Raw genomic sequence first — 24,191 nt, 5'->3', positions numbered from 1 at the left:
CCCCGGGCCGCTACGGCTTCAGGACCAGCGTGTCCTTCGTCGCGGCGTCGACCGCCGCCTTGCCGAAGGACCAGTCGAGCAGTTCGCCCTCGACCCACTTGTCGGTCTGGTCGGTGTAGTTGGGGTGGTACGCGTGCCCTGAGGCGCCCGACAGGTTGATCCAGCGGGACCGGTCCCAGTCGCCGACGTTCACGACCATCCGCATCGACGGGACCCAGACGACGCCGTACCCGCCGGCCGCGTTCCAGCCGGTCGCGTTGACCGCCGCCTCGCCGCCGCCCAGGTTCCACGGGCCGCGGTTGAGCAGGGACTGGACGAAGCCGGGACCCGCCGTGCCGAGGGTCTGGTTCTCCAGCGTCAACTGGTGCAGCCGGCCCCAGGTCCAGGTGGAGACGTCCTTGCCGAGCTTGGCGGTCAGCTCCCAGCGGGCGTCCTCCATGGCGCGGGCCAGCAGCTGGTCACGCGTCTCGGTGGCCTGGTCCGTGCGGTTGGCCTCGGTCTTCCACCATTCGCTGTTCTCCTGCTTGAGCAGCGGACGGACCACCTCGTACCAGCGGTCGCCGCCGTCCGGCTGCGCCGTGTCCCCGTCGCGCTCGCCGCACTCCCGGACGCGCTTGTTCTGCTCGTCGACGGGGAGGCCGGTGAGGTCCGCCGGGCGGACGCTGATGCAGTCGCCCTCGGCCCGCAGCTCCTTGGGCAGCTTGTCGCCGAAGGCGAGCTTGAGGACGTTGCGCCAGACCGCGTTGAAGTACGCGGCGGCGGCCGAGTCGGGTTCCTGGGTGTAGTCCCAGCCCTCCAGGAGCTTCTGCGCCTCACGGACGTACGGATCCGAGATGTCGATCTTCAGCAGGAGCGGGTTGAGCAGGGTCGCGATCTCGCTGCGGTTGTCCATCTGCATGGTCCGCATGTCGTCGGGCGAGATCTTCCCGCCGTCCCTGGTCTTCGACTCGATGAGGTCGTTGATCCGCTGGCTTCGGGAGCCGTAGCCCCAGTCCTGCGTCAGGAGGTAGGGGTACTTCGCCTTGTCGACGACGGCCTGGTTCGCGGTGACGATGTAGCCGCGGTCGGGGTTCAGCTCGTACGGCAGCTCGTCGTACGGGATGTAGCCCTTCCACTTGTACGAGGAGTCCCAGCCCGGCGCCGGGACGGTGCCGTCGCCCTTGGCGCGCTGCGGGATCTTGCCGGGCGCCTGGTAGCCGATGTTCTCCGCGTCGGCGTAGATCAGGTTCTGGGACGGGACCTCGAAGTTCTTGGCCGCGGCCCGGAAGTCCGTGAAGTTCTTGGCGCGGTTGAGCTGGAAGATCGCGTCCATGGACCGGCCGGGCTGGAGGGCGGTCCACTGGAGCGAGACGGCGTAACCGGTGCCCCGGTCCGGGGCGGCGTTGCCGACGGGGGCCTTCTGGCCGACCTTCTCCAGCTCGGAGGAGCGGTCGGAGACCAGGGGGCCGTGCTCGGTCTGCCGGATCGTGATCTTCCGGTCCCCGCCGCCCGCGACCTTGATGGTCTCCTCGCGGGTCGTGAACGGCTTGACCTTGCCGTCCACCACGTAGCCCGCGTCCGAGACCTTCTCCAGGTACAGGTCGCTGACGTCGGCGCCCAGGTTGGTGAGGCCCCAGGCGACGGTGTCGTTGTGGCCGATGATGACGCCGGGCGTACCGGAGAAGGTGTAGCCGGCGACGTCGTAGCGGCAGGTGGCCGACACCGAGCGGCAGTGCAGCCCCATCTGGTACCAGAGGGACGGCAGCATCGGCGCGAGGTGCGGGTCGTTGGCGAGCAGCGGCTTGCCGGAGGTCGTGTACCGCCCGGAGACGACCCAGGAGTTCGAGCCGATGCCGTTGCCGTTCTGGCCGAGCAGGGCGGGGATCTCGTCGAGCGCCTCGGAGACCGCGCTGAGCTGGCTCTGCGCGCCCTCCAGCGCACTGCCGGAGCCCGAGCCGCTGCCGTCGCCGTCGTCACCGTCCTGCGACGGCTTCGCCTTCGGGTCGAACTTCCCCGTCTCCTCGTCGACCGCGCCGTTCTGCACGATCGGCTGGTGCAGGTCGTACGGGTACGCCGGGTAGAGCTGCTTGATCTGCGCCGGGCTCAGCCGGCTCGTCATCAGGGAGCGGTCGATCTCGTCCTGCATGTTGCCGCGCAGGTCCCAGGCCATCGCCTTGAGCCAGGCCACCGAGTCGACGGGCGTCCAGGGCTCGATCGCGTAGTCGCCCGTGAAGGCGAGCGCCGCGTACTCGACGGAGACGTCGGACGCGTCCTTGCCCTTGAGGTAGGCGTTGACGCCCTCGGCATAGGCCTGGAGGTTCTTCTTCGTCTCCGCCGACAGCACCTTGTCGTACTCCTGCTGCGCGACCTGGCGCCAACCCAGGGTGCGCAGGAAGGCGTCGGTGTCGATCTGGCTCTTACCGAACATCTCGGAGAGGCGGCCGGCCGTCATGTGACGGCGCACGTCCATCTCGTAGAAGCGGTCCTGTGCCTGGACGAAGCCCTGCGCGCGGAAGAGGTCCGCCTCGGTGTCGGCGTAGATCTGCGGCACCCCGTAGGCGTCCCGCTTGACCTCGACCTCGCCGGAGAGGCTGTCGAGCCGGATCTCGCCCGTCGTCTGCGGAAACGAGCCGCGGACGGTGCTGACGCCCCAGTACCCGCCGTATCCGATGCCCGCGACCAGTGCGAGCACCAGGACGAGGACGAGCAGGCGGGCACGCCGCCCCTTCTTCTTGGCGGGGGGCGCGGTCGTGTTGGAGGGCATCGCTGTCCTTCGAGGGGCAGGGTGGTCCTGGAGTACGGGAGCAACCTTAGGCGCAGCGTCCCGGCGGCTCGGACGCGGTGTCCCAAGGAGGCCGCCCAAGATCGCACTGGCGATCGAAGAGGCGCAAGGAGGGCGTCAAGGAAACGTTAAAGATTAGGTAAGGTAACGAAAGTACCGGCTGCTGGAGGAACGATCCGGCCGCACGTGAGGGGAAGGATCGGGCCACTGACTGTCCACCAGCTCAATGAACTCCTGCTCATCTGCTCGCTCGTGCTGCTCATCGCTGTCGCGGCGGTGCGGATCTCGTCCCGGAGCGGGCTTCCCAGCCTGCTCCTGTACCTGGGGATCGGGATCGCGATAGGGCAGGACGGGATCGGCAACGTCGCCTTCGACAACGCCGAACTGACCCAGGTGATCGGCTATGCCGCACTGGTGGTGATCCTGGCCGAGGGTGGCCTGGGCACCAAGTGGAAGGAGATCAAACCCGCGTTGCCCGCGGCGGTCGTGCTGTCGACCGTCGGCGTCGCGGTGAGCGTGGGCATCACGGCGGCCGCCGCCCACTACCTGGTCGGGCTCGACTGGCGGCAGGCGCTGATCATCGGCGCGGTCGTCTCCTCCACCGACGCCGCCGCCGTCTTCTCCGTCCTGCGCAAGGTCCCGCTGCCCGCCCGGGTGACCGGTGTCCTGGAAGCGGAGTCCGGCTTCAACGACGCCCCGGTCGTCATCCTCGTCGTCGCCTTCTCCACCGTCGGACCGGTCGACAGCTGGTACGTCCTGGTCGGCACGATCGCCATGGAGCTGGCCATCGGGGCCGCCGTCGGCCTCGGCGTCGGCTTCCTCGGCTCCTTCGGCCTGCGCCACGTCGCCCTGCCCGCCTCCGGCCTCTACCCGATCGCCGTCATGGCCATCGCGGTCGTCGCGTACGCGGCGGGCGCCCTGGCCCACGGCTCCGGCTTCCTCGCCGTCTATCTGGCAGCGATGGTCCTCGGCAACGCCAAGCTGCCGCACGCGCCGGCCAACCGCGGCTTCGCCGAGGGGCTCGGCTGGATCGCCCAGATCGGCATGTTCGTCCTGCTCGGCCTGCTGGTGACGCCGTCCAAGCTGGTCGACGACTTCTGGCCCGCGGTGATCATCGGCCTGGTCCTGACGATGGTCGCCCGGCCCATGGAGGTCTTCGTCAGCCTGCTGCCGTTCCGCGTCCCCTGGCAGGAACAGGCCCTGATGTCCTGGGCCGGTCTGCGCGGAGCCGTCCCCATCATCCTGGCCACGATCCCGATGGTGTCCGGGATCGAGGGCAGCGAACGCGTCTTCAACATCGTCTTCGTGCTCGTCGTCGTCTACACCCTGGTCCAGGGCCCGACCCTGCCCTGGCTGGCCAGGGCGCTGAAGCTGGGCGACTCCTCGGGCGCCGCCGACCTGGGCGTCGAGTCCGCCCCGCTGGAGCGGCTACGCGGCCACCTGCTGTCCGTCGCGATCCCGGAGGGCTCGAAGATGCACGGCGTGGAGGTCGCGGAGCTGCGCCTGCCGCCCGGAGCCGCGGTCACCCTGGTCGTACGCGAGGAGAAGAGCTTCGTGCCGGGCCCCGCGACCGTGCTGCGGCGCGGGGACGAGCTCCTCGTCGTCGCGACCGATCCGGTGCGGGACGCCACCGAGCGGCGGCTGCGGGCCGTCGGGCAGGGCGGAAAGCTGGCGGGCTGGCTGGGCACGGGCGGTTCGACGGCCGTCTCGGAGCCGAAGGGGCCCACGCACTGGCCGCATCTGCCCTTCACCAAGCGAACGTCCGGTTAATCACAGGCATAGATTCGCCAGAGTGGGCGTTTTCCCAGGCGGGAAGACGCCCTTCCCTGTAGCATGAAGGCACACTTGATCGAACCAACTCTGCCTGACGCAGAGCTGGCGCGACCGTATGGCGGCCGTGAAGCCCTCCGCATGGGCCCGGTATCTACCGCAGTTCCGCGCAAGAGGACAGCTCTCGGCAGCGCCCGCATCACCCGTGCAGGGGCGCGCTACCAGGCGGCAGAAAGGCAAGGACCGTGGTGTCCACGGTCACTTCTGACGCGCTTGAGACGCCCACCGGCGACGGCGGCGAGCAGGGCAAGACCCGCAAGCGCGCCGGATACGGACAGCTCCTTCGTACCCCCGGAGCCCTGTCCTTCCTGCTGCCCGGCTTCGCCGCCCGGCAGCCCTTCGCGATGCTGACGATCGGCATCGTGCTCCTCGTCCAGCACACCACCGGCTCGTACGGCAGCGCCGGTATGGTCGCCGCCGCCACCGGTGTCTCGATGGCGCTCTTCGCCCCGCAGAGCGGCAAGCTCGCCGACCGCTTCGGCCAGCGCGCCGTCCTGGTCCCCGGCGTGCTGATCCACTCGGCCGCCGTCTCCCTGCTCGTGGTGCTCGCGCTCGCGGACGCCCCGATGTGGGCCCTCTTCCTCGCGGCCGTACCGGCCGGTGCCTCCGTCCCGCAGGTCGGGCCGATGGTCCGCGCCCGCTGGGCCGCGAAACTGGAGAACTCCCCGCTGATGCCGACGGCCGCGGCCTTCGAGTCCGTCACCGACGAGTTCACCTTCGTCGTCGGTCCGGTCCTGGCCACCGCGCTCTGCACCGGCGTGCACCCGGCGGCCGGCCTGATCGCCGAGGCCGCGCTGACCCTCTTCGGCGGCCTGTTCTTCGCCGCACAGCGGAGCACCCAGCCCGCCCACGGGCTCGTCGCGGCGGCCTCCGCCCAGCCGCACGCCTCCGCGCTCTCCATCCCCGGCGTCCGCGTCCTGGCCGTCGCCTTCCTGGGCATCGGCTCGGTCTTCGGCGGCATGCAGGTCTCGCTGACCGCGTTCAGCGAGGAGATCGGCAACCCCGGCGCCAACGGACTGCTCTACGGGATCTTCGCCGCGGGCAACATGCTCGCGGGCATCGCGTGCGGCGCCATCGCCTGGAAGATCGGCCCGCGCAGGCGCCTGATCCTGGGGTACGCGGGACTCACCGTGGCCGCCTCGCTGCTCTGGTCCGCACACTCGGTGCTGCTGCTCGGCGGCCTCGGTCTGATCGTGGGCCTGTGCATCGCGCCGGCCCTGATCACCGGCTACACCATCGTCGAGACCCTGGTCCCGGCCTCCGCGCGGACCGAGGCGTTCACGTGGCTCACCGGCGCCGTGGCGCTGGGGCAGGCCGCGGCCGTGACGGTCGCCGGCCGACTCGCCGACGAGCACGGCGCGAGCACCGGATTCCTGGTGCCGCTGGTGGGCACGGCGCTCGCGCTGGCCACGCTCCTGGCGCTGCGCTCGCGGCTGACCCCCCGGGCTCCGGGGCGCGTCGCGGCACGTGGTATCGGTCACCGAGTGCCGGTGACGGTGGACTGATCCGGCGGAATACGTCACTATGGATCGTCGTTAGCACTCGATGAGTGTGAGTGCCAGGAGGAAGACAAGTGCCGACCTACCAGTACCAGTGCACCGAGTGCGGCGAGGGCCTCGAGGCGGTGCAGAAGTTCACCGATGACGCGCTGACCGAGTGCCCGAGCTGCAAGGGACGCCTGAAGAAGGTGTTCTCGGCGGTCGGCATCGTCTTCAAGGGTTCCGGCTTCTACCGGAACGACAGCCGCGGCTCGTCGTCCAGCAGTTCGCCCGCGTCGAAGCCCGCCACGGGCTCTTCCACGTCCTCGACCGCTTCGTCGTCCTCCTCGGACTCCAAGCCGGCCGCTTCGTCGAGCACGTCCTCGTCGTCCGGCTCGTCGTCGAGCACGTCGAGCTCCAGCTCGGCCGCCTGATCGAGGCATCGAGGCATCGAGGCACCTGATCGGCGTGCCGGGCCACGGCACCTGATCGCCTGGCCGCCTGATCGAAGTTCTTACGGAAGCCCTACCGCTGAGCGCGGTAGGGCTTCCGGCGTTTGGGGGGCCGTTAATGTGACCGCCATGGCTTCCAAGGCGACCCCCACGACTGACGAGACCCACGCGTTCGCGGACATCGGCGTGATCGGCGGATCGGGCTTCTACTCCTTCCTGGAGGACGTGACGGAGGTGGCCGTCGACACCCCGTACGGCAGCCCGAGCGACGCGCTCTTCCTCGGCGAGGTCGCCGGGCGGAGGGTCGCGTTCCTGCCCCGGCACGGCCGGGGCCACACCCTGCCGCCGCACCGGATCAACTACCGCGCCAACCTGTGGGCGCTGCGCTCGGTGGGTGTGCGGCAGGTGCTCGGGCCGTGCGCCGTGGGCGGACTGCGCGAGGAGTACGGGCCCGGCACCCTCGTCGTACCGGACCAGCTGGTCGACCGTACGAAGACGCGCGTGCAGACGTACTTCGACGGGGAGCCGCTCCCGGAGGCCTGGGGCGGGGCCGTGCCGAACGTCGTGCACACCACCTTCGCCGACCCGTACTGCCCCGACGGGCGGCGGGTGGCGGTGAAGGCGGCCCGGGGGAAGGGCTGGGATCCGGTGGACGGCGGCACCATGGTCGTCATCGAGGGACCTCGGTTCTCCACGCGCGCGGAGTCGCGCTGGCACGCCGCGGCGGGCTGGTCGGTCGTCGGCATGACCGGGCACCCGGAGGCGGTCCTCGCCCGTGAGATGGGGCTCTGCTACACCTCGCTCGCGCTCGTCACGGACCTGGATGCGGGGGCGGAGACGGGCGAGGGCGTCTCGCACACCGAGGTCCTGCGGGTGTTCGGCGAGAACGTGGGGCGGCTGCGGGAGGTGCTCTTCGACGCGGTGGGCGCGCTGCCGGACACGGCCGACCGGGACTGCCTGTGCACGCACGCGCACGACGGCTGGGACCTGGGGATCACGCTGCCGTGAATCCCCCTGGGGGGTGAGGGAGTTGTCCACAAGGGGCGGGCGGTCCACAGGCCGGAGCGGGATTCTGGCGGAGCCGGGAGGGTGGAGCGAACCACTCGGCTCGACTCCAGACAGGCGGTGTCCACGATGACGACCTCTCCCTTCCCGACCTCCTACGGTTCTCCTTCCTCTCCCTCTCCCTCCTACGGTTCTCCCTCCTCTCCCTCTCCCTCTCCCTCTCCCTCTTCCTCTTCCACTCCCTCTTTCTCCTTTTCCTCCTCTCTCGACTGCTCGCCCGTTCCCGCGACGCTCGGGGTCCCGCCGTTCGAGCCGCTGCGGGTGCGCGGCGGGCGGCAGCGGTGGCGGCGGGCGGTGCGACGCAGGGGGCGGGCTCCGGCGGCGGTCCTCGTGATGAGCGCGGCCGCGCTGGCGGTGGCGGGCGCGGGCGAGGTCTCCGCGGGTCCGCCGCCCGGCGCGGGGGTACGGGAGCAACGCCCCGCGCCTGCGGTGCGGCTGGTGTCGGCGCCCGTGCGGATCGCCGACGCGGCGACCGTACGGCTGCTGCGGCCCGGCGACCAGGTCGATGTGATCGCCGCGCCCAACTCGCCGGTGGGCGGGGCCGGTGAGGCCCGCGTGGTCGCTACGGCCGCCCGGGTGGCCGACGTTCCGCGCACGGGTGAGACTCGTCCGGACGGCGGAGCACTCGTCGTCCTGTCCGTTCCACGCTCGACGGCGACGGCTCTGGCCGGCGCGGGTGTCACCTCCCAACTGGCGGTGACGCTGTGCTGATTCGCACGGATTGGCTGTCAAGTAACCGTTCCGTGTGTACGGATTGGACGCATCTGCGTCAATCGCGGCCTAATGGCTCCGCTAACCGCACGCGCGACGAAAGGCATCCGGGTGAGCCCGAAGAAGGAAAGCGTGATGGCAGGCTTCAAGGCCTTCCTCATGCGCGGCAATGTGATCGATCTGGCGGTCGCGGTCGTCATCGGCGCCGCGTTCACCAACATCGTGAACGCCGTGGTGAAGGGCATCATCAACCCGGTGGTCGGCGCCTTCGGCACCCAGGACCTGGAGAGCTACAAGACCTGCATCAAGGACCCGTGCACGGTCGGCGCGAACGGGGAGATGGACGGCATCGAGCTCCAGTGGGGTCTGGTGCTCAGCGCGGTCCTCAGCTTCCTGATCACCGCCGCCGTCGTCTACTTCCTGATGGTGCTGCCCATGGCGAAGTACCTGGCCAGGCGGGCGGCCCACGACAAGGCGAAGGAAGGTGTCCAGGAGACGCTGGAGATCAGCGAGCTGGAGGTCCTCAAGGAGATCCGCGACGCGCTCGTCGCCCAGCGCGGCCCGGACACGGGACCGGGTTCGGGGTCGGGCACGGGGGCGGGGCCGGGCGCGGGGTCGGGTCCGGGCACGGGGGCGGGGCCGGGCGCGGGGTCGGGTCCGGGCACGGGGTCGGGTCCGGGCGCGGGGTCTGGTTTCGGACCGGGCACGGGTCCCGGTTCCGGTACGGGGACACACCCCACCCCCTAGCCGGCGACGGGCACCGGCGTCAGAGGTGGTGCGGCGGCTTCTCTTCGAGGAAGCGCGCGAGATCGGCGGCGCTGTCACCACCGCCGGGAGGCCGCTCGCCCCACCCGCGGTCCGTATCGTCCGCGGACTGCTGGTCCAGTGGATCGTCGAAGATCAGCTTCGGCTTCGTGGTGTTCTCGGGGATGGACTGGCTGCCGGGCTGCTTCGCGTCTCGCGGACCGTGGGCGGGGGCGGTGCTCATCTCTCCAGGGTACGCCGGGAAACCGGCCGTGAACCCGACCCGATCAGCGGTCCTTCGGGTCGAGCAGCCACAGGCCCAGCACCACGAGGAACGACAGGACGAGGAAGCCGGCGCCCCACCAGGCCGTACCGGTGTCGCCCCTCATCCACTCGTCGACCACGATCGTCAGCCCCCACAGCTGGCCGATGACGACCGTGAGCGCCAGGGCCAGGCGCGCGCTCAGCTTCGAGGAGCGCTCGGGCTCCTGCTCCGTACCGGCGCCGGGGCCGGGACCGGTGTGGCGGACCCGGGGGTCGCCGTAGCCGCTGGTGGGGCGGATCTGCGGGTAGCGCTCCCGCACGGGGCGGTTCAGGCGGGGCTGGGCGCTCCCGGGGGTGTAGACGGGCGACGGTGGATATCCGCCCGGGGCGGCGCCGGGGCCGCCGCTGGGACCGGCGCCAAGGTCCGGGGTGGCGGACGGGCGGTCCGGGGTGGCCGGGGAGCCGTCGGGGGCCTCCGGGTCCCGGGGGAAGGGGGCGTCGCTCATGTGCGTTCGCTCCTCGTGACGGCTCCCCGTGCCGAGGCCCCCGGGCAGCCGAGGCGCTCGGCCAGGTCGGGCCGGTCCTCGCCGAGCTGGCGGCACAGGCCTTCCTGGACGCTCTCGCCGGAGCGGGTCGTGCCGACGGCCCAGACGCTCCCGTCGGCCTCCTCCACCAGGAGAACCTTGGGCAGCGCCCGGGGCGGTGGGCCCGCGGTCACCTCTCCCGTACGGGCGTCGAAGACCCCTTCGTGGCAGGGGCAGTACAGCTCGCCCTCGGTGCCGCGGTCCTTGCGCCAGAGGACGGCGCAGGCGAGGTGGGTGCAGACGGCCGAGTAGCCGGCGAGGGTGCCGTCCTCCAGGCGGACGGCGACCGCCCGGTCCTCCTGCTCGGGGTAGCGGAAGGCCAGGGACTCGCCGGGCGGCAGCTGGTCGGCGATCCTCTTCGGCTCGGGTGTGCCGTCGGCGTCGCCGTGGCGGTGCAGGATGCCGGCGCCGACGCCGATGCCGCCGACGGCGAGGCCGCCGGAGACGGTGGCGACGATCCGCAGGTAGTCGCGCCGGGTGGTGAGCGAGTCGGCGGCGATGCGGTCGTGCAGCGCCTCCTGGGCGGCGTCGGCCCCGCCCGCGCCGTCGGCGGGAGGCTGTTCGGTGACGCTCATCGGACATCCACCCCGTTGATCTCCACGACGGGCAGCCCGCCGGGGACCGGCCACTGCACCTTGTCGGCGGGCACGACCATGGCCACCCCGGTGGAGACGGTGGTCGTGCCGAAGGTGAAGGAGTCGGCGACCTGGACGCCGGGCCGCTCGGCCTGGAGCTCTTCGAGGGTGCCGTAGAAGAGGGCGCCGGTGGGGCAGACGGTCGCGCACATCGGGGCGAGGCCGTAGGCGGTGCGGTCGTAGCAGAGGTTGCACTTCATCTGCAGCTTCGCCTGGAGGTCGATCTTCGGGACTCCGAAGGGGCAGGCGTTGACGCAGTTGGCGCAGCCGATGCAGCGGGTGGTGTCGGCCTGCTGCACCACGCCGTCGGCGGTGACGAGGATCGCGTCGGCGGGGCAGACCTCGGCGCAGGGGGCGACCGGGTCCTCGCAGTGCATGCAGACGGTCGGGAGGGAGGCGACGGAGTGGCCCTCGTCGGGGTAGTCGAGGTGGATCATCGACTTGCCGCGGTGCGAGTCGCACTCGCGGCAGGCCGAGACACACGCCTGGCAGCCGATGCAGCGCCCGGGGTCGATGAAGATCGTGCGGCCCATCATGAGCGGCGTCAGCTCCTCTCCGCGGTGCCACGGCCCTGGGGGGCCGTGGGTGGCAGGGGGTCGGTGCGGGAGACCTGGGTCTCCGGGTAGGCGTGCTGCCCGGGGGCGGTCGGGGGTTCGGGCACCTCGTCGATCCGCTCGGCGGCCTCGATGCGGGCCGCGCAGACCTTGTACTCCGGGATCTTGGAGCGGGGGTCGAGGGCGTCGATGGTGAGGGCGTTGGCGGCGGTGGGGACCGGCCAGTGGTAGGGCACGAAGACGGTGTCGGGCCGGATCGCCTCGGTGACCAGGGCGGGGAAGACCTCGCTGCCCCGGCGGGTGACGACGCGGACCGGTTCGCCGTTGCGGAAGCCGTGGGAGGGGTGGACCTCGACCCAGGGGCGGGGGGTCTGTTCGACGAGGGCGCCCAGGCGGCGGGTCTGGTTGCCGGAGAGGAAGTGGGCGACGGTGCGGCCGGTGGTGAGCGAGAGGGGGTACTCCTCGCTGTACGGGTCCATGGGCGGGTGCCATTCGACGACCTGCAGATGGATCCTGCCGTCCGGGTGGTAGGTCCTGCCGTCCTCGAAGAGGCGGGGGGTGCCCGGATGGTCGGTGCTGGGGCAGGGCCAGGCGATGCCGCCGGTCTCCTCCAGCCGCTCGTAGGTGATGCCGTAGTAGTCGTTGACCGTGCCGGCGGAGGCGACGCGGAGCTCCTCGAAGACGGAGCGGGAGTCGGGGAAGTCGAACTTGTCCCCGGCGCCGAGGCGCTTGGCCAGTTCGCAGATCACCCAGGTGTCGGTGCGGACCCCGGCGGGTGGTTCCTGGGCCTTGTTGTGCTTGACGACCCGGGCCTCCGCGTTCGCCATCACCCCCTCGTCCTCGGCCCAGACGGTGACGGGGAAGACGACGTGCGCGTTGGCCGCGGTCTCGGAGAGGAAGAAGTCGAACTGGGCGTGGAACTGGAGGGCGTCGTAGCCGTCCTTGACGGTCGCGTAGTGGGGCAGGGAGACGAAGGGGTTGTTGCAGATGCCGATCAGGCCGCGGATCTCCTCGCGCTGCATCTGCCAGACCATCTCCATCATGGAGGTTCCGGCGGGCGGGAGTTCGGACTCGTCGATGCCCCAGATCTCGCAGATCTGGCGGCGGTGCTCGGGGTTGGTGATCGAGCGGCCGCCGGGCAGCAGGTCGGACTTCTGGCCGTGCTCCCGGCCGCCCTGACCGTTGCCCTGGCCGGTGATGGTGCCGTAGCCGGCGCCGGGCTTGCCGATGTTCCCGGTGGCGGTGCACAGATTGATGATCGTCAGGCAGTTCTCGACGCCCTGGGAGTGGTGCTCGACGCCGCGCGCGTGCCAGGCCATGGCCTTGCCGGCGCCGGCGAACATCCGGGCGGTGCGCACGATCTGGTCCTCGGGCACGCCGCAGATCTCGGCCGCGCGGGAGGGCGGCCAGTGCTCCACGGTCCGCCTGACCTCGTCCCAGCCGGTGGTGTGGGCGGCGAGATAGGCCTCGTCGGTGAGGCCCTCGGCGACGACCACGTGCAGGACGGCGTTGAAGAACGCGGCGTCGGTGCCGGGCTTGAGGGCGACGTGGAGGTCGGCGGTGCGGGCGATGGCCGTCTCACGGGGGTCGACGACGATCAGGGTGGCGCCGCGGTCCCGGGCTCCCCACAGGTACTGGGTCATCACGGGGAAGCACTCGCCGACGTTGGAGCCGGCGATGAGCAGGCAGTCGGTGAGGAGGATGTCGGAGAACGGGTTGCCGGCCCGGTCGATGCCGAAGGCCAGCTTGTTGGCCCCGGCGGCGGAGACCATGCACAGCCGCCCGTTGTAGTCGACGTGCCGGGACCGCAGGGCGACGCGGGCGAACTTGCCGACGAGGTACGTCTTCTCGGAGTAGAGACTGGCTCCGCCGAGCAGGCCGAAGGAGTCGTTGCCGTACTCGTCCTGGATGCGGCGGATCTCGGCGACGGTGAAGTCGAGCGCCTCCTCCCAGCTCGCCTCGCGGAACTCCTCGTCGCGGTTGCGGCGCATGAGCGGGGCGGTGAGCCGGTCGGGATGGTTGACCTGCTGGTAGGCGTTGATGCCCTTGGGGCAGAGCCGCATCCGGTTGATGTCGTGGTTGCGGGGTTCGACACCGAAGACCTTGCCCGCGCGGTCGACCCGCAGGTACATGCCGCACTGGACGCCACAGAAGCAGCAGTGGGTGGGGACGAGCGTCTCGCCGTTCTGGTCGGCGTGCCACCGGTCGGCGGGGATGCCGCCGGCGTCACGGAAGGCGCGGGTGCCGGGCGGGGCGATCGAGGGGTCGAGCGGGAGGGGGTCGCGCCGGCCCACGTGCTGCTGGGTCACTTGAAGCCCTTCTTGACGTGGGTCAGGTAGGCGTTGCCACGCATGACGCGCTTGCAGCGGGGGCAGTACTCGGGGCCTTCGGTGAAGCCGAGGTCGAGGTCGCGCATGGTGCCCTGGAGGTTCTCGACGTAGGGGGCGGTGTCGATGGGCTCCTGGCAGCGACGGCAGGCGAGGACCTCCTCACCGTTGCCGCGGCGGGAGGTGTACTTGAAGAGCTGCATGCCGACGGCGGCGGGCCGCTGCACGATGTGGAAGAACTTCCCGAACGGGATGTAGATGAGCGTGAAGACTACCGACACCATGTGCAGGATCGCCAGGAACTCGTAACCGCCGCCGTGCAGGAAGATCGACGAGAAGGTGAGCAGGAGCCCGGTCACGGAGATCACGATGAGGGCGATCAGCGGCACCAGGTCGTAGGCGAACCGCTGGCCGGTGATGGCCCCGCGGTCCTTCATCCGCCGCCACAGGAAGTACGAGGCGCCGGGGATGACGAGGACGGCGGCGATGTCGAGGCCGTGGAACATGAGCCAGCCGACGATGTCCAGGGAGTCGAAGCCGAGGACCTTCAGGCCCCAGATCCGCATCTCGTAGCCGGGACCGGACCCGGTGGACGAGGTGAAGGTGAACCAGCCCCAGGTGAGCGGGAAGGTGATCAGCGCGGCCAGGACGCACCCCCAGAAGATCAGCTGGTGGGCCGCCCAGCGGGCGTGCGATCGGGCACCGAGGAACTTCTGGAAGCCGAGGTAGGTGGCGATCATCTTCGGCAGCGCGGTGGGCGCCTTGCGGAAGTTGGCGACCGAGAAGAAGGAGCGCCAGCCCTGCTTGAAGAGGCGGCGGGCACCGGGGGCGGAGATCCACACGGTGTAGCGGTAGGCGACGCCGAAGGCGAGGAAGACGGTGGCGACGGCGTAGGGAAGGAGCGCCGAGTCGAAGTCGCGCAGGAGCCGGCTGCCGAGGACGATCGCGACGATCAGCAGGGCGGAGACGGCGGTTCCGGCGAGCGCGGCCCGGCGGCGCACGTCGGCGGGGGTCTGGCGGCGCACGTCGGGGGAGGTCGCGGCGACGGGCGCGGAGCCGTGCGGTGGCTCGGTCACGGGTGGCTCGGTCACGCGGACACGGTAGGACGGTATGTCCGAGAGCACCCTGTTTTGCGACGCCAGGGGGTGAGCGTGTCGCTCAGATGGCGTTCAGGCCGTGGGCCTGGAAGACGGCCCGGGCCTCGGCGACCTGCTCCGGGGCCGGGGAGGGGGTGTCGTGGAGGGTGAACGGCTTGGCGAGTGCTTGCCACTTCGCTTCGCCTAGCTTGTGGAAGGGGAGGATGTCGACACGCGAGACATTGCCCAGGCCGGCGGCGAAGCCGGCGACTCCCTCGATGTTGTCGGGGGCGTCGGTGAGGCCCGGGACGAGCACGAAGCGGACGTGGACCTCCTGGCCGAGGTCGGCGAGGCGGCGGGCGAAGTCCAGGGTCGGCCGCAGCGGCCTGCCGGTGACCTTCTTGTACGTGTCCGGGTCCCAGGACTTGATGTCGAGAAGGATCAGGTCGGTGTCGCGCAGCAGGGCGTCGGTGGCGCGGGCGCCCAGGAAGCCGGAGGTGTCGAGCGCGGTGTGGAAGCCGAGCTCGTGCTTCATCCGGTGGAGCAGCTCGCCGGCGAAGACGGGCTGGAGGAGGGGTTCGCCGCCGGAGACGGTGGCCCCGCCGCCGGAAGCCTGGATGAAGCGGGTGTACTTCTCCGCTTCGGCGATGACGGCGTCGGCGGAGGTGCGGGTGCCATTGCGCATGCGCCAGGTGTCGGGGTTGTGGCAGTAGAGACAGGTCAGCGGGCAGCCGGAGAGGAAGGTGACGAAGCGGGTGCCGGGGCCGTCGACACCGGTCGACAGGTCCCACGAGTGCACCGACCCCTCGGAGGTGCGGCGGGTCGCGGCGGCGGCGGGCGTCGCGGGCCCGGACGCGGAACCGCACGCCGTGACAGGCGCCGTGGTCGGTGTCGCGGCCGGCGCCGTGGTCGGCGCCGTGGTCGGTGTCGTGGTCGTCGTGGTCGGTGTCGTGGTCGGTGTCGTGGTCATGGCAGGACCTCTCCGTTCCGAAGGGGCGTGGCACCGGGGCCGGGTGAGGGGCCGGCCCCGGGCGGTGCGTCCGGGCTGGCTCTAGGGCCACCGCCTAGAGCGAGCCGTGGAAGGTGCGGTTGAGGACGTCGAGTTGCTGGTCACGGGTGAGCCGGACGAAGTTGACCGCGTAGCCGGAGACCCGGATGGTCAGCTGCGGATAGTTCTCCGGGTGCTCCATGGCGTCCCTCAGCACGTCCCGGTTGAGGACGTTGACGTTCATGTGGAAGCCGTCGCTGGCCATGTAGCCGTCGAGGACACCGGCCAGGTTCCTGATCCGCTCCTCGGGGGTGCGGCCCAGGCCGTCGGGGGTGACCGTGTTCGTCAGTGAGATGCCGTCCTCGGCGTCCTCGTACGGGAGCTTGGCGACCGACAGGGCCGAGGCGACGTAGCCGTGGGTGTCGCGGCCGTTCATCGGGTTGGCGCCCGGGGAGAACGGCTCACCGGCGCGGCGCCCGTCGGGGGTGTTGCCGGTCTTCTTGCCGTAGACGACGTTGGAGGTGATCGTCAGGACGGACTGGGTGTGTTCGGCGTTCCGGTAGGTCGGGTGCTTGCGCACCTTCTTCATGAACTCCTCAACCAGCCAGACCGCGATCTCGTCGGCCCGCTCGTCGTTGTTGCCGAACGCCGGGTACGCGCCGTCGATCACGTAGTCGGTCGCGAGACCGGTCTCGTCCCGGACCGGGATGACCTTGGCGTACTTGACTGCGGCCAGCGAGTCGGCGGCCACAGAGAGGCCGGCGATCCCGCAGGCCATGGTGCGGCGCACGTCGCGGTCGTGGAGCGCCATCTCGATGCGCTCGTAGGCGTACCGGTCGTGCATGTAGTGGATGACGTTCAGGGCGTGGACGTAGACGCTCGCGAGCCACTCCATCTGCTCGTCGAACCGGGCCAGCACCTCGTCGTAGTCGAGGACGTCCGCGGTGATGGCGCCGGTGGCCGGGCCGACCTGGGCGCCGGACTTCTCGTCCCGGCCGCCGTTGATCGCGTAGAGGAGGGTCTTGGCGAGGTTCACGCGGGCGCCGAAGAACTGCATCTGCTTGCCGACGGGCATCGCCGAGACGCAGCAGGCGATGGCGGTGTCGTCGCCGAACCGCGGCCGCATCAGCTCGTCCGACTCGTACTGCACGGAGGAGGTGTCGATGGAGACCCGGGCGCAGAACTCCTTGAAGCCCTGCGGCAGTCGGGGCGACCAGAAGACGGTCATGTTCGGCTCCGGGGCCGGGCCGAGGTTGTAGAGGGTCTGGAGGTACCGGAAGGAGGTCCGGGTGGCCAGCGGCCGGCCGTCCTCGCCCATGCCGGCGAGGGACTCGGTGACCCACGTCGGGTCGCCGGAGAACAGCTCGTCGTACTCGGGGGTGCGCAGGAAGCGGACGATACGGAGCTTGATGATGAAGTCGTCGACCAGTTCCTGGGCCTGCTCCTCGGTGAGGAGTCCGGCCTCGATGTCGCGCTGGAGATAGACGTCCACGAAGGTGGAGGTCCTGCCCAGCGACATCGCGGCGCCGTTCTGCTCCTTCACGGCGGCGAGGTAGGCGAAGTACAGCCACTGGACGGCCTCGCGGCCGGTGGTCGCCGGGCCGGAGATGTCGTGGCCGTAGGAGGCGGCCATCGTCTTCAGCTCACCGAGGGCGCGGATCTGCTCGGCGAGCTCCTCGCGCAGCCGGATCGTCTCCTCCAGCGAACGGTTGCCGGCGGGGAGGGAGTTGAGCTCCTCCTTCTCCTCCCGCTTGACCGCGATCAGCCGGTCCACGCCGTAGAGGGCGACACGGCGGTAGTCGCCGATGATGCGGCCGCGGCCGTAGGCGTCGGGGAGACCGGTGACGATGCCGGCCTTGCGGGCGGCCCGGATCTCGGGGGTGTAGGCGTCGAAGACCCCGGCGTTGTGGGTCTTGCGGTACGCGGTGAAGACCTTCTCCAGCTCGGCCGAGACCGGGTAGCCGTAGGTCTCCAGGGCGCCCGCGACCATACGCCAGCCGCCGTACGGCATGATCGCGCGCTTGAGCGGGGCGTCGGTCTGGAGGCCGACGATCAGGTCCTTGTCCCGGTCGATCCAGCCGGGGGCGTGGGAGGTGATGGTGGAGGGGATGTCGTGGGCGACGTCGTACACGCCCTTGGCACGCTCCTCGGGGAAGCGGTCCGTGATCGCCTTCCACACGGCGGTGGTGCGCTCGGTGGGGCCGGCGAGGAAGGACGCGTCGCCTTCGTACGGCGTGTAGTTCTGCTGGATGAAGTCGCGGACGTCGACGGCGTCGCGCCACAGTCCGCCCTTGAAGCCCTTCCAGGCCGTCTCGTTCACCGTTGCCTCAGCAGGGGTCGCAGTCACTGCCCGCACCGCCTTCTTCGAATCATTCGATCGCGTCGTTGCCTCCCTCCATTGCACGCCTTCCGATCGGTCGCACGGGTCGGCGATGGTCACCGATCGACGGGCTTTGGTCCTGTCCTCGGCATGCGGAAAGACCCCGCCGCGGCGGGGTCTTTCGGGAGCGGATGACCGGGCCGGTCAGCTGGGCGCCTCCGCGCCCTTGCGGGCGTAGAACCACCAGGTCACGAGGGTGCAGCTGGCGTAGAAGGCGACGAACCCCCACATCGCGCTGGTGACGGCCACCGAGCCGAACAGGGCCGGGATGAAGAAGAAGCCGTAGGCGGCGACGGCCGAGGTGAAGCCGGTGACCGCGCCGGACTCCATCTCCGACTGCTTCAGCGCCCTGGCGTACTCCGGGGTGCCCTCCGTCAGCCCCTTCAGGTGGGTCGAGCGGAAGATCACCGGGATCTGGCGGAAGGTCGAGCCGTTGCCGATGCCGGAGAAGAAGAACGCGGCGAGGAAGCAGAAGAAGAAGCCGTGGAAGTCGCCGGTGTCGGCACCGGTCGGCAGGAAGCTGATGACGCCGATGATCGAGGCCGCCATGCCCACGAAGGACAGGATCGTCACCCGCGCGCCGCCCAGCTTGTCCGCGACCCAGCCGCCCGCCCACCGGGCCAGGGCGCCGACGGCGGGGCCCATCCAGGCGTAGGTGGCGACGGAGTAGTCCGGGAACGTGGTCTTGATCAGCATCGGCAGAGCGGCGGCGAAGCCGATGAAGGAGCCGAAGGTGCCGACGTACAGCCAGGTCATCACCCAGTTGTGCTTGCGCGTGAAGATGACCTTCTGCTTGCTGAAGGGGGTGGAGGCCACCTTCAGGTCGTTCTGGCCGAACCAGGCGACGGCCGCCAGGACGAGCAGCACCGGCACCCAGACGAAGGCCGCGTTCTGCAGGTGGACGGGGGTCCCGTCGGCCTTGTGCTGGGCCGAGCCGATCGCGATGGTCGAGAAGGTGATGACGATCGGCGTCAGCAGTTGGACCACCGAGACGCCCAGGTTGCCCAGGCCGCCGTTGATGCCCGTCGCGCTGCCCTTCTTCGCCTTCGGGAAGAAGAAGCCGATGTTCGCGAGCGAGGAGGCGAAGTTGGCGCCGCCGATGCCGCACAGGGCGGCGATGGCGACCATCACGCCGTACGGCGTCGCCGGGTTCTGGATCGCGATGCCGAGCCAGATCAGCGGGACGATCAGCACGACCGTCGACAGCGCCGTGAAGCGGCGCTGGCCGATCCGCGGGCCGAGGAAGGTGTAGAAGATCCGGGCGGTGCCGCCGGTCAGACCGGGGATCGCCGTCAGCCAGAACAGCTGCGAGGTGGAGAAACCGAAGCCGACGTCCTTCAGGTTGGTGGCGGTGACGCTCCACACCTGCCAGACGACGAAGGCCACCAGGAGCGCCGGGACCGCGATCCACAGGTTGCGGTGGGCGACGCGCCTGCCGATCGACTTCCAGAAGAGCTCGTTCTCGGGCTCCCAGTCGGTGACGGGCCGGCCCGGGCGGTACTGCTCCGCGTCGTACGAGGGTGCCGGCCCGCTCGTCGCCGCTCTGTTGTCCTGGACTACGGAACTCATGGCGCTTCCCTGGGGGGTGGGGCTTCGGGATTTCCTTGCCTCTCCACCGTGCGCCGGGACATCAGGGGGAGGTCAGAGGCCATGGTCTCGACCCGGTCGGGCGGAGGTCCCGTCAGCCCCGGGCCGTACGCACCGCCCCGACCGCCGCTGCCGCCCCGGGAGACCCGACAGCCCCGCCCGCCGCTGCCGCCGGTCGCGCGCCTGGATCACCAGGCGCCGTCGCTGGGCGCGCATCGCGGCGTGGCGCGGGCGGTCCGCCCTGCGGTACGCCGAGGCCCGGGTGCCGTCCGGCGCGGGGGCGCGGCGCACAGGCTGAAACGGGCTCGGAAACGTGCGCCCTCGGTCACGGGATCCGCGTGCCTAAGCACACGCCGGGGCGTGCGTTCTGGTGGGGTGGGGCGCATGACGCAACCGTTCCAGCCGCTCATCGCGCGGTCTCGTGGCGAGGAGCACCGGGCCGCCACGCCGCTCGAACTCTTCTTCGACCTCTGCTTCGTCGTCGCCGTCTCCCAGGCCGGTGCGGAGCTCGTGCACGCAGTCGTGGAGCACCACGCCGCCGACGGGATCGCCCACTACGCGCTGGTCTTCTTCGCGATCTGGTGGGCCTGGATGAACTTCACCTGGTTCGCCTCCGCGTACGACAACGACGACGTCCTCTACCGCGTCGTCACGCTGGTCCAGATCGCCGGTGTCCTGATCCTCGCCGCCGGAATCTCCCGCGTCTTCCAGGACGACTACCTCGTCGCCGTGCTCGGCTACCTCGTCATGCGGGTGGCCCTCGCCTTCCAGTGGATGCGCGCCGCCCACCACGCGACGGACCCCGCCGAGCGCACGATGTGCCACCGGTACGCGGCCGGTGTGCTCCTCTGCCAGATCGGCTGGACCGCACTCCTCCTGGCGCCCGAGCAGGCTCGCGTCTGGATCTTCCTGGTCGGGATCGTCGCCGAGCTGACGGTCCCCGCCGTCGCGGAGCGGGCCGTCAACACGCACTGGCACCCGCACCACATCGCCGAGCGCTACGGCCTGTTCACCATCATCGTGCTCGGCGAGACGATCTTCGCGGCGACCGTCGCGGTCAAGTCGGGCGTCGCGGAGTACGACGCCCTCGACGACCTGCTCCCCATCGCGGCCGGCGGCCTGCTGCTGGTCTACGCCGCCTGGTGGATCTACTTCGCCGTACCCGCCCACCTCCGCCTCGTCGACAACCGGCGGGGCTTCCTCTGGGGGTACGGGCACTACCTGATCTTCGCCGCGGCCGCCGCCATCGGCGCGGGGATCGAGGTCGCCGTCGAGCAGGCCGTGGGCAAGGCCCACATCTCCACCCTCGCCGCCTCGTCGGCGGTGACGATCCCCGCCGCGGTCTTCCTGCTCTGCGTGTGGCTGCTGCACGCCCGCTACTTCAAGGCGGGCATCGCCCAGCAGCTCGTGCTGCCGGTCTCGGCGCTCGCGATCCTGATGTGCACGTTCGCCGGCCGCTGGGCGGTCCTGGCGGCGGGCCTCGTCGCGGCGGCGACGGTGGCGGTCGGAGTGACGCTGGCCGCGCGCAATCCGGCCTCGCACGGCATTGGCCCCGACCACTGACCGAACGCACGTGGTACGCAGGGACCATGACGCACCATGACGCAATCACGGACGTGACCGGGCTGCGGGTCGGCCACGCGCGCGTGGAGGGGCCCGGGGCGCTGAGCGGGACCACGGTCGTCCTCGCCCCGGAGGGCGGGGCGGTGGCGGCCGTGGACGTGCGCGGCGGCGGGCCCGGCACCCGGGAGACCGACGCGCTGGACCCCCGTAACGTCGTCCAGCGGATCGAGGCCGTGGTGCTGACCGGGGGCAGCGCCTACGGCCTCGACTCGGCCGGCGGGGTGATGGCCTGGCTGGAGGAGCGGGGCCGAGGGGTACGGGTCGGGCCCGAGCCCGCGCACGTGGTGCCCGTGGTCCCCGCCGCCTGTGTCTTCGACCTGGGCCGGGGCGGCGACTTCTCCGCCCGCCCCGACGCGGCCACCGGGCGGGCCGCGGTGGAGGCCGCGGCGGCGACGGAGCTCCACGCGCGCGTGGAGACGGGCGCGGTGGGCGCGGGCACGGGGGCCGTGGTCGGCGGGCTCAAGGGCGGGGTCGGCACGGCGAGCGCGGTCCTGGAGTCGGGCGTCACGGTCGCCGCGCTCGTCGTCGCCAACGCGGTCGGCTCGGCCGTCGACCCGGAGACCGGCGTCCTGTACGGGGAGCTCTTCCAGGGCCGTCGCCCCGCCTACCCGGACCCTGCCGTGCACGAGGCCGCCCAGCGGCGCCTGACCGAGGCGGGCGCCCGGAACACCCCGCCGCCCCTCAACACCACCCTCGCGGTCGTGGCGACCGACGCCGAACTGACCCGCGCGCAGGCCCAGAAGCTCGCGGGCACGGCGCACGACGGCATCGCGCGCGCCGTCCGCCCGGTGCACCTCCTGAACGACGGGGACACCGTCTTCGCCCTCGCGACCGGTGTCCGCCCGCTGCCGCCGGAGGCCGGGCCGCTCGCCCTCAACGACGTCCTCGCGGCGGGCGCGGACGTGGTGACGCGGGCGATCGCGCGGGCCGTCCGGGACGTCACCGAAGGGGTGGCGGGGCCGGGCGGTGAGTTCCCCGCGCACCGCGAGCTGTACGGCGCGGACCTTACTGTCGACTCCCCGTCCAACAAGGGGAGTTGAGGCGCACGACGGCCCGCGCGCGGGAACTTCCCGCGGGCCCCCTTCGTTTTGCCGAACCCCGGACACGATGTCAGACCCAGGGACTACGTTTAGCAAGCACCAAGTGACATGCGGCGACGGCCTGGAGACCCTCTTGAACGATCCGCAGGATCCTCACGATCCGTACGAGACGACTGAGACGCACCTCGCGCGGCTCCTCGGCCGGGCGCTCAACTCCTTCGACCTCCCCGACAGCACGTTCGAGCGCCTGGAGACGGCGTTCGCCCACTCCAGCACGCTGCACTCCTCGCACCACAGCGCGTCGCTGCACCGCACGACGTACCGCCACACCTATCTGCTCGCCGACGGCACCGCGCTCGGGCTGTGGGAGCTCGTGCACAACTCCGGCCGGGACGGCGCCGAGCAGCACGAGCTGTACACGGACGAGGCGGACGCCCGGCTCGCCGCGTCACGGCTGCCGACCCGGTTCTCCCCGGGCCGGGACGGAGGGCGCTCCCTCGGTCTCGACTTCGACGAGGACAACGACCTGGAGCTGCTGAGCACGCTGCTGTCGCGCCCGATACCCAGGCAGCCCCGGCGGTACGTCCCGGACAACACCCCGGACCACGCCCGCCGGGTGCTGCGCCGCGCGGAGAACCCGGACCGGCCCGGCGAGGAGACGGCACGCCGGCTGCGGGTGGCGTTCGCGCACCACATCACCCAGGCCTTCGGCCGTCTGTGCACGGCGGAGGGCGGCCGGGACGCCGGCTTCACGCTCTACGAGCACGCCTTCCTGCTGCTCGACGGCAGCGAGCTGAGCCTGTGGGAGGTGGAACACACGGCGACCCCGGACGGCCGTCACATGTGCGAGGTCTACGGGGACGAGCAGACCGCCCGCGAGGCGATGGAGCACCGCGCCCGGGCCCGGGTCCGCTAGGGAGTGTCCGGAAAGTGTGGTCGTCCGCCCTCAGGGCGTCGCGAGCCAGGCCAGACTTTCCGGACACGACCTGGCGGTCAGAGGCTCCGTGCCGGCGCCGCGCCCGCCGCGTGCGATGCCGGCACCAGCCTGCGTACGGCGAACTCCCGGTTCGCGCGCGTCTGTTCGCGGTACGCCTCCGGCAGGTCCGGCAGGGCGAGCAGTCGGTCGCAGGCCGCGAGGGATCCGGCGTGGTCGCCCACCCAGTACGCCGTGATCGAGTACTCGAAGAGCAGCCCCCACCGGTACACCCACGGCTGGACGAAGAGCAGATCGTCCGGCTGCTCACGGTCGACGACGGCGGAGACGATCGCGTGCGCCGCGTGGTGGCGGCCCCTCAGCCGTAGCCGCGACGCCAGTTCGTAGCAGGCTTCGAGCCGCTGCGGCCGCGCGTCCCAGGCGCGGGTCAGGGTGTCCATCGCCGCGGGCCAGTCGCCGGACTCCGCCCGCAGGACCCCGGCCTGGAGCAGCGCGTAGGAGACCTCCTCCGCCCAGCCGCCCATGGCCGCCCGGCGCTCGTAGAGCGTGATCGCCTCGGCGGTGCGGCCCAGGTCGCGCAGGGTCTGCGCGAGGTAGAAGACCGTACGGACGTTGCCGGGGTCGCGCTCCAGCTCGGCGCCGAGCAGCCGGAGGTCGCGTGCGAACTTGCCGTGGCGCGAGCCGCCGTCGGCGTGGTCCTCGACGACGAGCGCGTCGAGGTTCTGCTGGACATGGTCCTGGTCGGCGGTGAGGTACTCATGCGTGACGCCCTCGTACCGCCACGGGAGATCGCCCCTGACCAGGCGCTTGATGCGGTACTCCAGCGGGCCCTCATGGCGGATCAGATAGGCGTCGGCGGTCAGCGGGGGCAGGGGCCCGTCCTGCCGCAGGACGAGGTCGGCGTCGAGGAGCAGGAGGTAGTCGGCGCGCCCCCGGGCACGGGAGACGTTCAGGCTCCGGTTGTGCCCGAAGTTCACCCACGGCTCCTCGTGGAGCTCCCCGGGGATGCCGTCGAGCGCCGTGCGGATCAGCTCCTGGGTGCCGTCGGTCGAGCCGGTGTCGGAGATGACCCAGGTGTCCACCAGGTCGCGGACGGCGGCGAGGCACCGCTCGATGACACGGGCCTCGTTCTTGACGATCATGCACAAGCAGAAGGTC

20 protein-coding genes are annotated in these 24,191 nt (G+C 71.0%); 9 read left to right on the top strand and 11 right to left on the bottom strand.

Annotated features, from left to right (window positions below; all coding sequences use genetic code 11):
- Positions 1-10 precede the first annotated feature (10 nt).
- Entirely contained in the window at positions 11-2,743 is a 2,733-nt protein-coding gene (locus tag ACIPPS_RS29375; RefSeq protein ID WP_401438136.1) for a penicillin acylase family protein, read from the bottom strand.
- A gap of 225 nt (positions 2,744-2,968) precedes the next feature.
- Between ACIPPS_RS29375 and ACIPPS_RS29370 the strand changes: the two genes are divergently transcribed.
- The 6 genes from ACIPPS_RS29370 (at position 2,969) to mscL (ending at position 9,044) form a co-directional block, all read left to right on the top strand.
- The gene (locus ACIPPS_RS29370; protein ID WP_401438584.1) at positions 2,969-4,531 is read left to right on the top strand and encodes a potassium/proton antiporter; all 1,563 of its coding nucleotides are present in this window, start codon (positions 2,969-2,971) and stop codon (positions 4,529-4,531) included.
- A 359-nt stretch (positions 4,532-4,890) separates the two neighbouring features.
- Positions 4,891-6,096 (top strand): MFS transporter, encoded by a 1,206-nt coding sequence (locus ACIPPS_RS29365; protein WP_401438581.1) that lies wholly within the window; start codon positions 4,891-4,893, stop codon positions 6,094-6,096.
- 68 nt (positions 6,097-6,164) lie between these two features.
- Positions 6,165-6,503 (top strand): FmdB family zinc ribbon protein, encoded by a 339-nt coding sequence (locus ACIPPS_RS29360; protein ID WP_401438133.1) that lies wholly within the window; start codon positions 6,165-6,167, stop codon positions 6,501-6,503.
- 147 nt (positions 6,504-6,650) lie between these two features.
- A complete protein-coding gene (locus ACIPPS_RS29355) occupies positions 6,651-7,529 on the top strand; it encodes an S-methyl-5'-thioadenosine phosphorylase (RefSeq protein ID WP_401438131.1) in 879 nt (292 codons plus the stop codon).
- A 390-nt stretch (positions 7,530-7,919) separates the two neighbouring features.
- Complete coding sequence (locus ACIPPS_RS29350; RefSeq protein WP_401438129.1) at positions 7,920-8,297, top strand: hypothetical protein; 378 nt, start codon at positions 7,920-7,922, stop codon at positions 8,295-8,297.
- Between the two features lie 111 nt (positions 8,298-8,408).
- Positions 8,409-9,044 carry a large conductance mechanosensitive channel protein MscL gene (gene mscL, locus ACIPPS_RS29345; RefSeq protein WP_401438127.1) on the top strand — a complete coding sequence of 212 codons (636 nt, stop codon included), beginning with the start codon at positions 8,409-8,411 and terminating at the stop codon, positions 9,042-9,044.
- Positions 9,045-9,063: 19 nt separating this feature from the next.
- On the opposite strand, the gene ACIPPS_RS29340 is transcribed toward mscL, so the two are convergent.
- From ACIPPS_RS29340 to ACIPPS_RS29300, 9 genes are all read right to left on the bottom strand, one after another.
- Positions 9,064-9,285, bottom strand: coding sequence for a hypothetical protein (locus tag ACIPPS_RS29340; protein ID WP_401438125.1), 222 nt, complete (start codon positions 9,283-9,285; stop codon positions 9,064-9,066).
- 43 nt (positions 9,286-9,328) lie between these two features.
- Entirely contained in the window at positions 9,329-9,811 is a 483-nt protein-coding gene (locus tag ACIPPS_RS29335) for a hypothetical protein (RefSeq protein WP_401438122.1), read from the bottom strand.
- On the bottom strand, positions 9,808-10,464 hold the full coding sequence (locus ACIPPS_RS29330) for a Rieske (2Fe-2S) protein (RefSeq protein ID WP_401438120.1): 657 nt from the start codon (positions 10,462-10,464) through the stop codon (positions 9,808-9,810). Before ACIPPS_RS29330 ends, ACIPPS_RS29335 begins: the two co-directional genes overlap by 4 nt.
- Positions 10,461-11,060, bottom strand: a complete 600-nt coding sequence (locus ACIPPS_RS29325) for a 4Fe-4S dicluster domain-containing protein (RefSeq protein WP_384515446.1) — start codon at positions 11,058-11,060, stop codon at positions 10,461-10,463. The genes ACIPPS_RS29330 and ACIPPS_RS29325 overlap by 4 nt, the downstream gene beginning before the upstream one ends.
- Before the next feature lie 8 nt (positions 11,061-11,068).
- Positions 11,069-13,387: a molybdopterin oxidoreductase family protein gene (locus ACIPPS_RS29320; protein WP_401438117.1), complete on the bottom strand. Its 2,319-nt coding sequence runs from the start codon at positions 13,385-13,387 to the stop codon at positions 11,069-11,071.
- Complete coding sequence (locus ACIPPS_RS29315) at positions 13,384-14,496, bottom strand: MFS transporter (RefSeq protein ID WP_401438114.1); 1,113 nt, start codon at positions 14,494-14,496, stop codon at positions 13,384-13,386. The genes ACIPPS_RS29320 and ACIPPS_RS29315 overlap by 4 nt, the downstream gene beginning before the upstream one ends.
- Positions 14,497-14,563: 67 nt before the next feature.
- The gene (gene pflA, locus ACIPPS_RS29310) at positions 14,564-15,451 is read right to left on the bottom strand and encodes a pyruvate formate-lyase-activating protein (protein ID WP_401438111.1); all 888 of its coding nucleotides are present in this window, start codon (positions 15,449-15,451) and stop codon (positions 14,564-14,566) included.
- Between the two features lie 94 nt (positions 15,452-15,545).
- Positions 15,546-17,825, bottom strand: a complete 2,280-nt coding sequence (gene pflB, locus ACIPPS_RS29305) for a formate C-acetyltransferase (protein WP_401438108.1) — start codon at positions 17,823-17,825, stop codon at positions 15,546-15,548.
- 168 nt (positions 17,826-17,993) lie between these two features.
- The gene (locus ACIPPS_RS29300; protein ID WP_401438106.1) at positions 17,994-19,418 is read right to left on the bottom strand and encodes a NarK family nitrate/nitrite MFS transporter; all 1,425 of its coding nucleotides are present in this window, start codon (positions 19,416-19,418) and stop codon (positions 17,994-17,996) included.
- Positions 19,419-19,820: 402 nt separating this feature from the next.
- Here ACIPPS_RS29300 and ACIPPS_RS29295 point away from each other — a divergent pair, with 402 nt between their 5' ends.
- From ACIPPS_RS29295 to ACIPPS_RS29285, 3 genes are all read left to right on the top strand, one after another.
- Positions 19,821-20,999 carry a low temperature requirement protein A gene (locus tag ACIPPS_RS29295; RefSeq protein WP_401438103.1) on the top strand — a complete coding sequence of 393 codons (1,179 nt, stop codon included), beginning with the start codon at positions 19,821-19,823 and terminating at the stop codon, positions 20,997-20,999.
- A gap of 26 nt (positions 21,000-21,025) precedes the next feature.
- Positions 21,026-22,099, top strand: a complete 1,074-nt coding sequence (locus ACIPPS_RS29290; protein WP_401438100.1) for a P1 family peptidase — start codon at positions 21,026-21,028, stop codon at positions 22,097-22,099.
- Between the two features lie 67 nt (positions 22,100-22,166).
- Positions 22,167-23,015 (top strand): DUF6227 family protein, encoded by an 849-nt coding sequence (locus tag ACIPPS_RS29285; protein ID WP_401438097.1) that lies wholly within the window; start codon positions 22,167-22,169, stop codon positions 23,013-23,015.
- A 77-nt stretch (positions 23,016-23,092) separates the two neighbouring features.
- On the opposite strand, the gene ACIPPS_RS29280 is transcribed toward ACIPPS_RS29285, so the two are convergent.
- A complete protein-coding gene (locus tag ACIPPS_RS29280) occupies positions 23,093-24,175 on the bottom strand; it encodes a glycosyltransferase (protein ID WP_401438094.1) in 1,083 nt (360 codons plus the stop codon).
- Between the last annotated feature and the right edge of the window lie 16 nt (positions 24,176-24,191).

It is taken from the genome of Streptomyces sp. NPDC090127 (genome assembly GCF_044746945.1).
GTDB lineage: Bacteria > Actinomycetota > Actinomycetes > Streptomycetales > Streptomycetaceae > Streptomyces.
The sequence above is the reverse complement of the archived record's forward strand: the minus strand, read 5'-3'. Positions and strand labels throughout refer to the sequence as shown.

Coding starts and splice junctions, on each gene's coding strand:
- ACIPPS_RS29330 (WP_401438120.1), bottom strand. CDS start 10,464: ATGAGCGTCACCGAACAGCCTCCCGCCGACGGCGCGGGCGGGGCCGAC.
- ACIPPS_RS29295 (WP_401438103.1), top strand. CDS start 19,821: ATGACGCAACCGTTCCAGCCGCTCATCGCGCGGTCTCGTGGCGAGGAG.
- ACIPPS_RS29340 (WP_401438125.1), bottom strand. CDS start 9,285: ATGAGCACCGCCCCCGCCCACGGTCCGCGAGACGCGAAGCAGCCCGGC.
- ACIPPS_RS29285 (WP_401438097.1), top strand. CDS start 22,167: ATGTCAGACCCAGGGACTACGTTTAGCAAGCACCAAGTGACATGCGGC.
- pflA (WP_401438111.1), bottom strand. CDS start 15,451: ATGACCACGACACCGACCACGACACCGACCACGACGACCACGACACCG.
- ACIPPS_RS29355 (WP_401438131.1), top strand. CDS start 6,651: ATGGCTTCCAAGGCGACCCCCACGACTGACGAGACCCACGCGTTCGCG.
- ACIPPS_RS29280 (WP_401438094.1), bottom strand. CDS start 24,175: ATGATCGTCAAGAACGAGGCCCGTGTCATCGAGCGGTGCCTCGCCGCC.
- ACIPPS_RS29325 (WP_384515446.1), bottom strand. CDS start 11,060: ATGATGGGCCGCACGATCTTCATCGACCCCGGGCGCTGCATCGGCTGC.
- ACIPPS_RS29350 (WP_401438129.1), top strand. CDS start 7,920: ATGAGCGCGGCCGCGCTGGCGGTGGCGGGCGCGGGCGAGGTCTCCGCG.
- ACIPPS_RS29375 (WP_401438136.1), bottom strand. CDS start 2,743: ATGCCCTCCAACACGACCGCGCCCCCCGCCAAGAAGAAGGGGCGGCGT.
- ACIPPS_RS29290 (WP_401438100.1), top strand. CDS start 21,026: ATGACGCACCATGACGCAATCACGGACGTGACCGGGCTGCGGGTCGGC.
- ACIPPS_RS29300 (WP_401438106.1), bottom strand. CDS start 19,418: ATGAGTTCCGTAGTCCAGGACAACAGAGCGGCGACGAGCGGGCCGGCA.
- ACIPPS_RS29335 (WP_401438122.1), bottom strand. CDS start 9,811: ATGAGCGACGCCCCCTTCCCCCGGGACCCGGAGGCCCCCGACGGCTCC.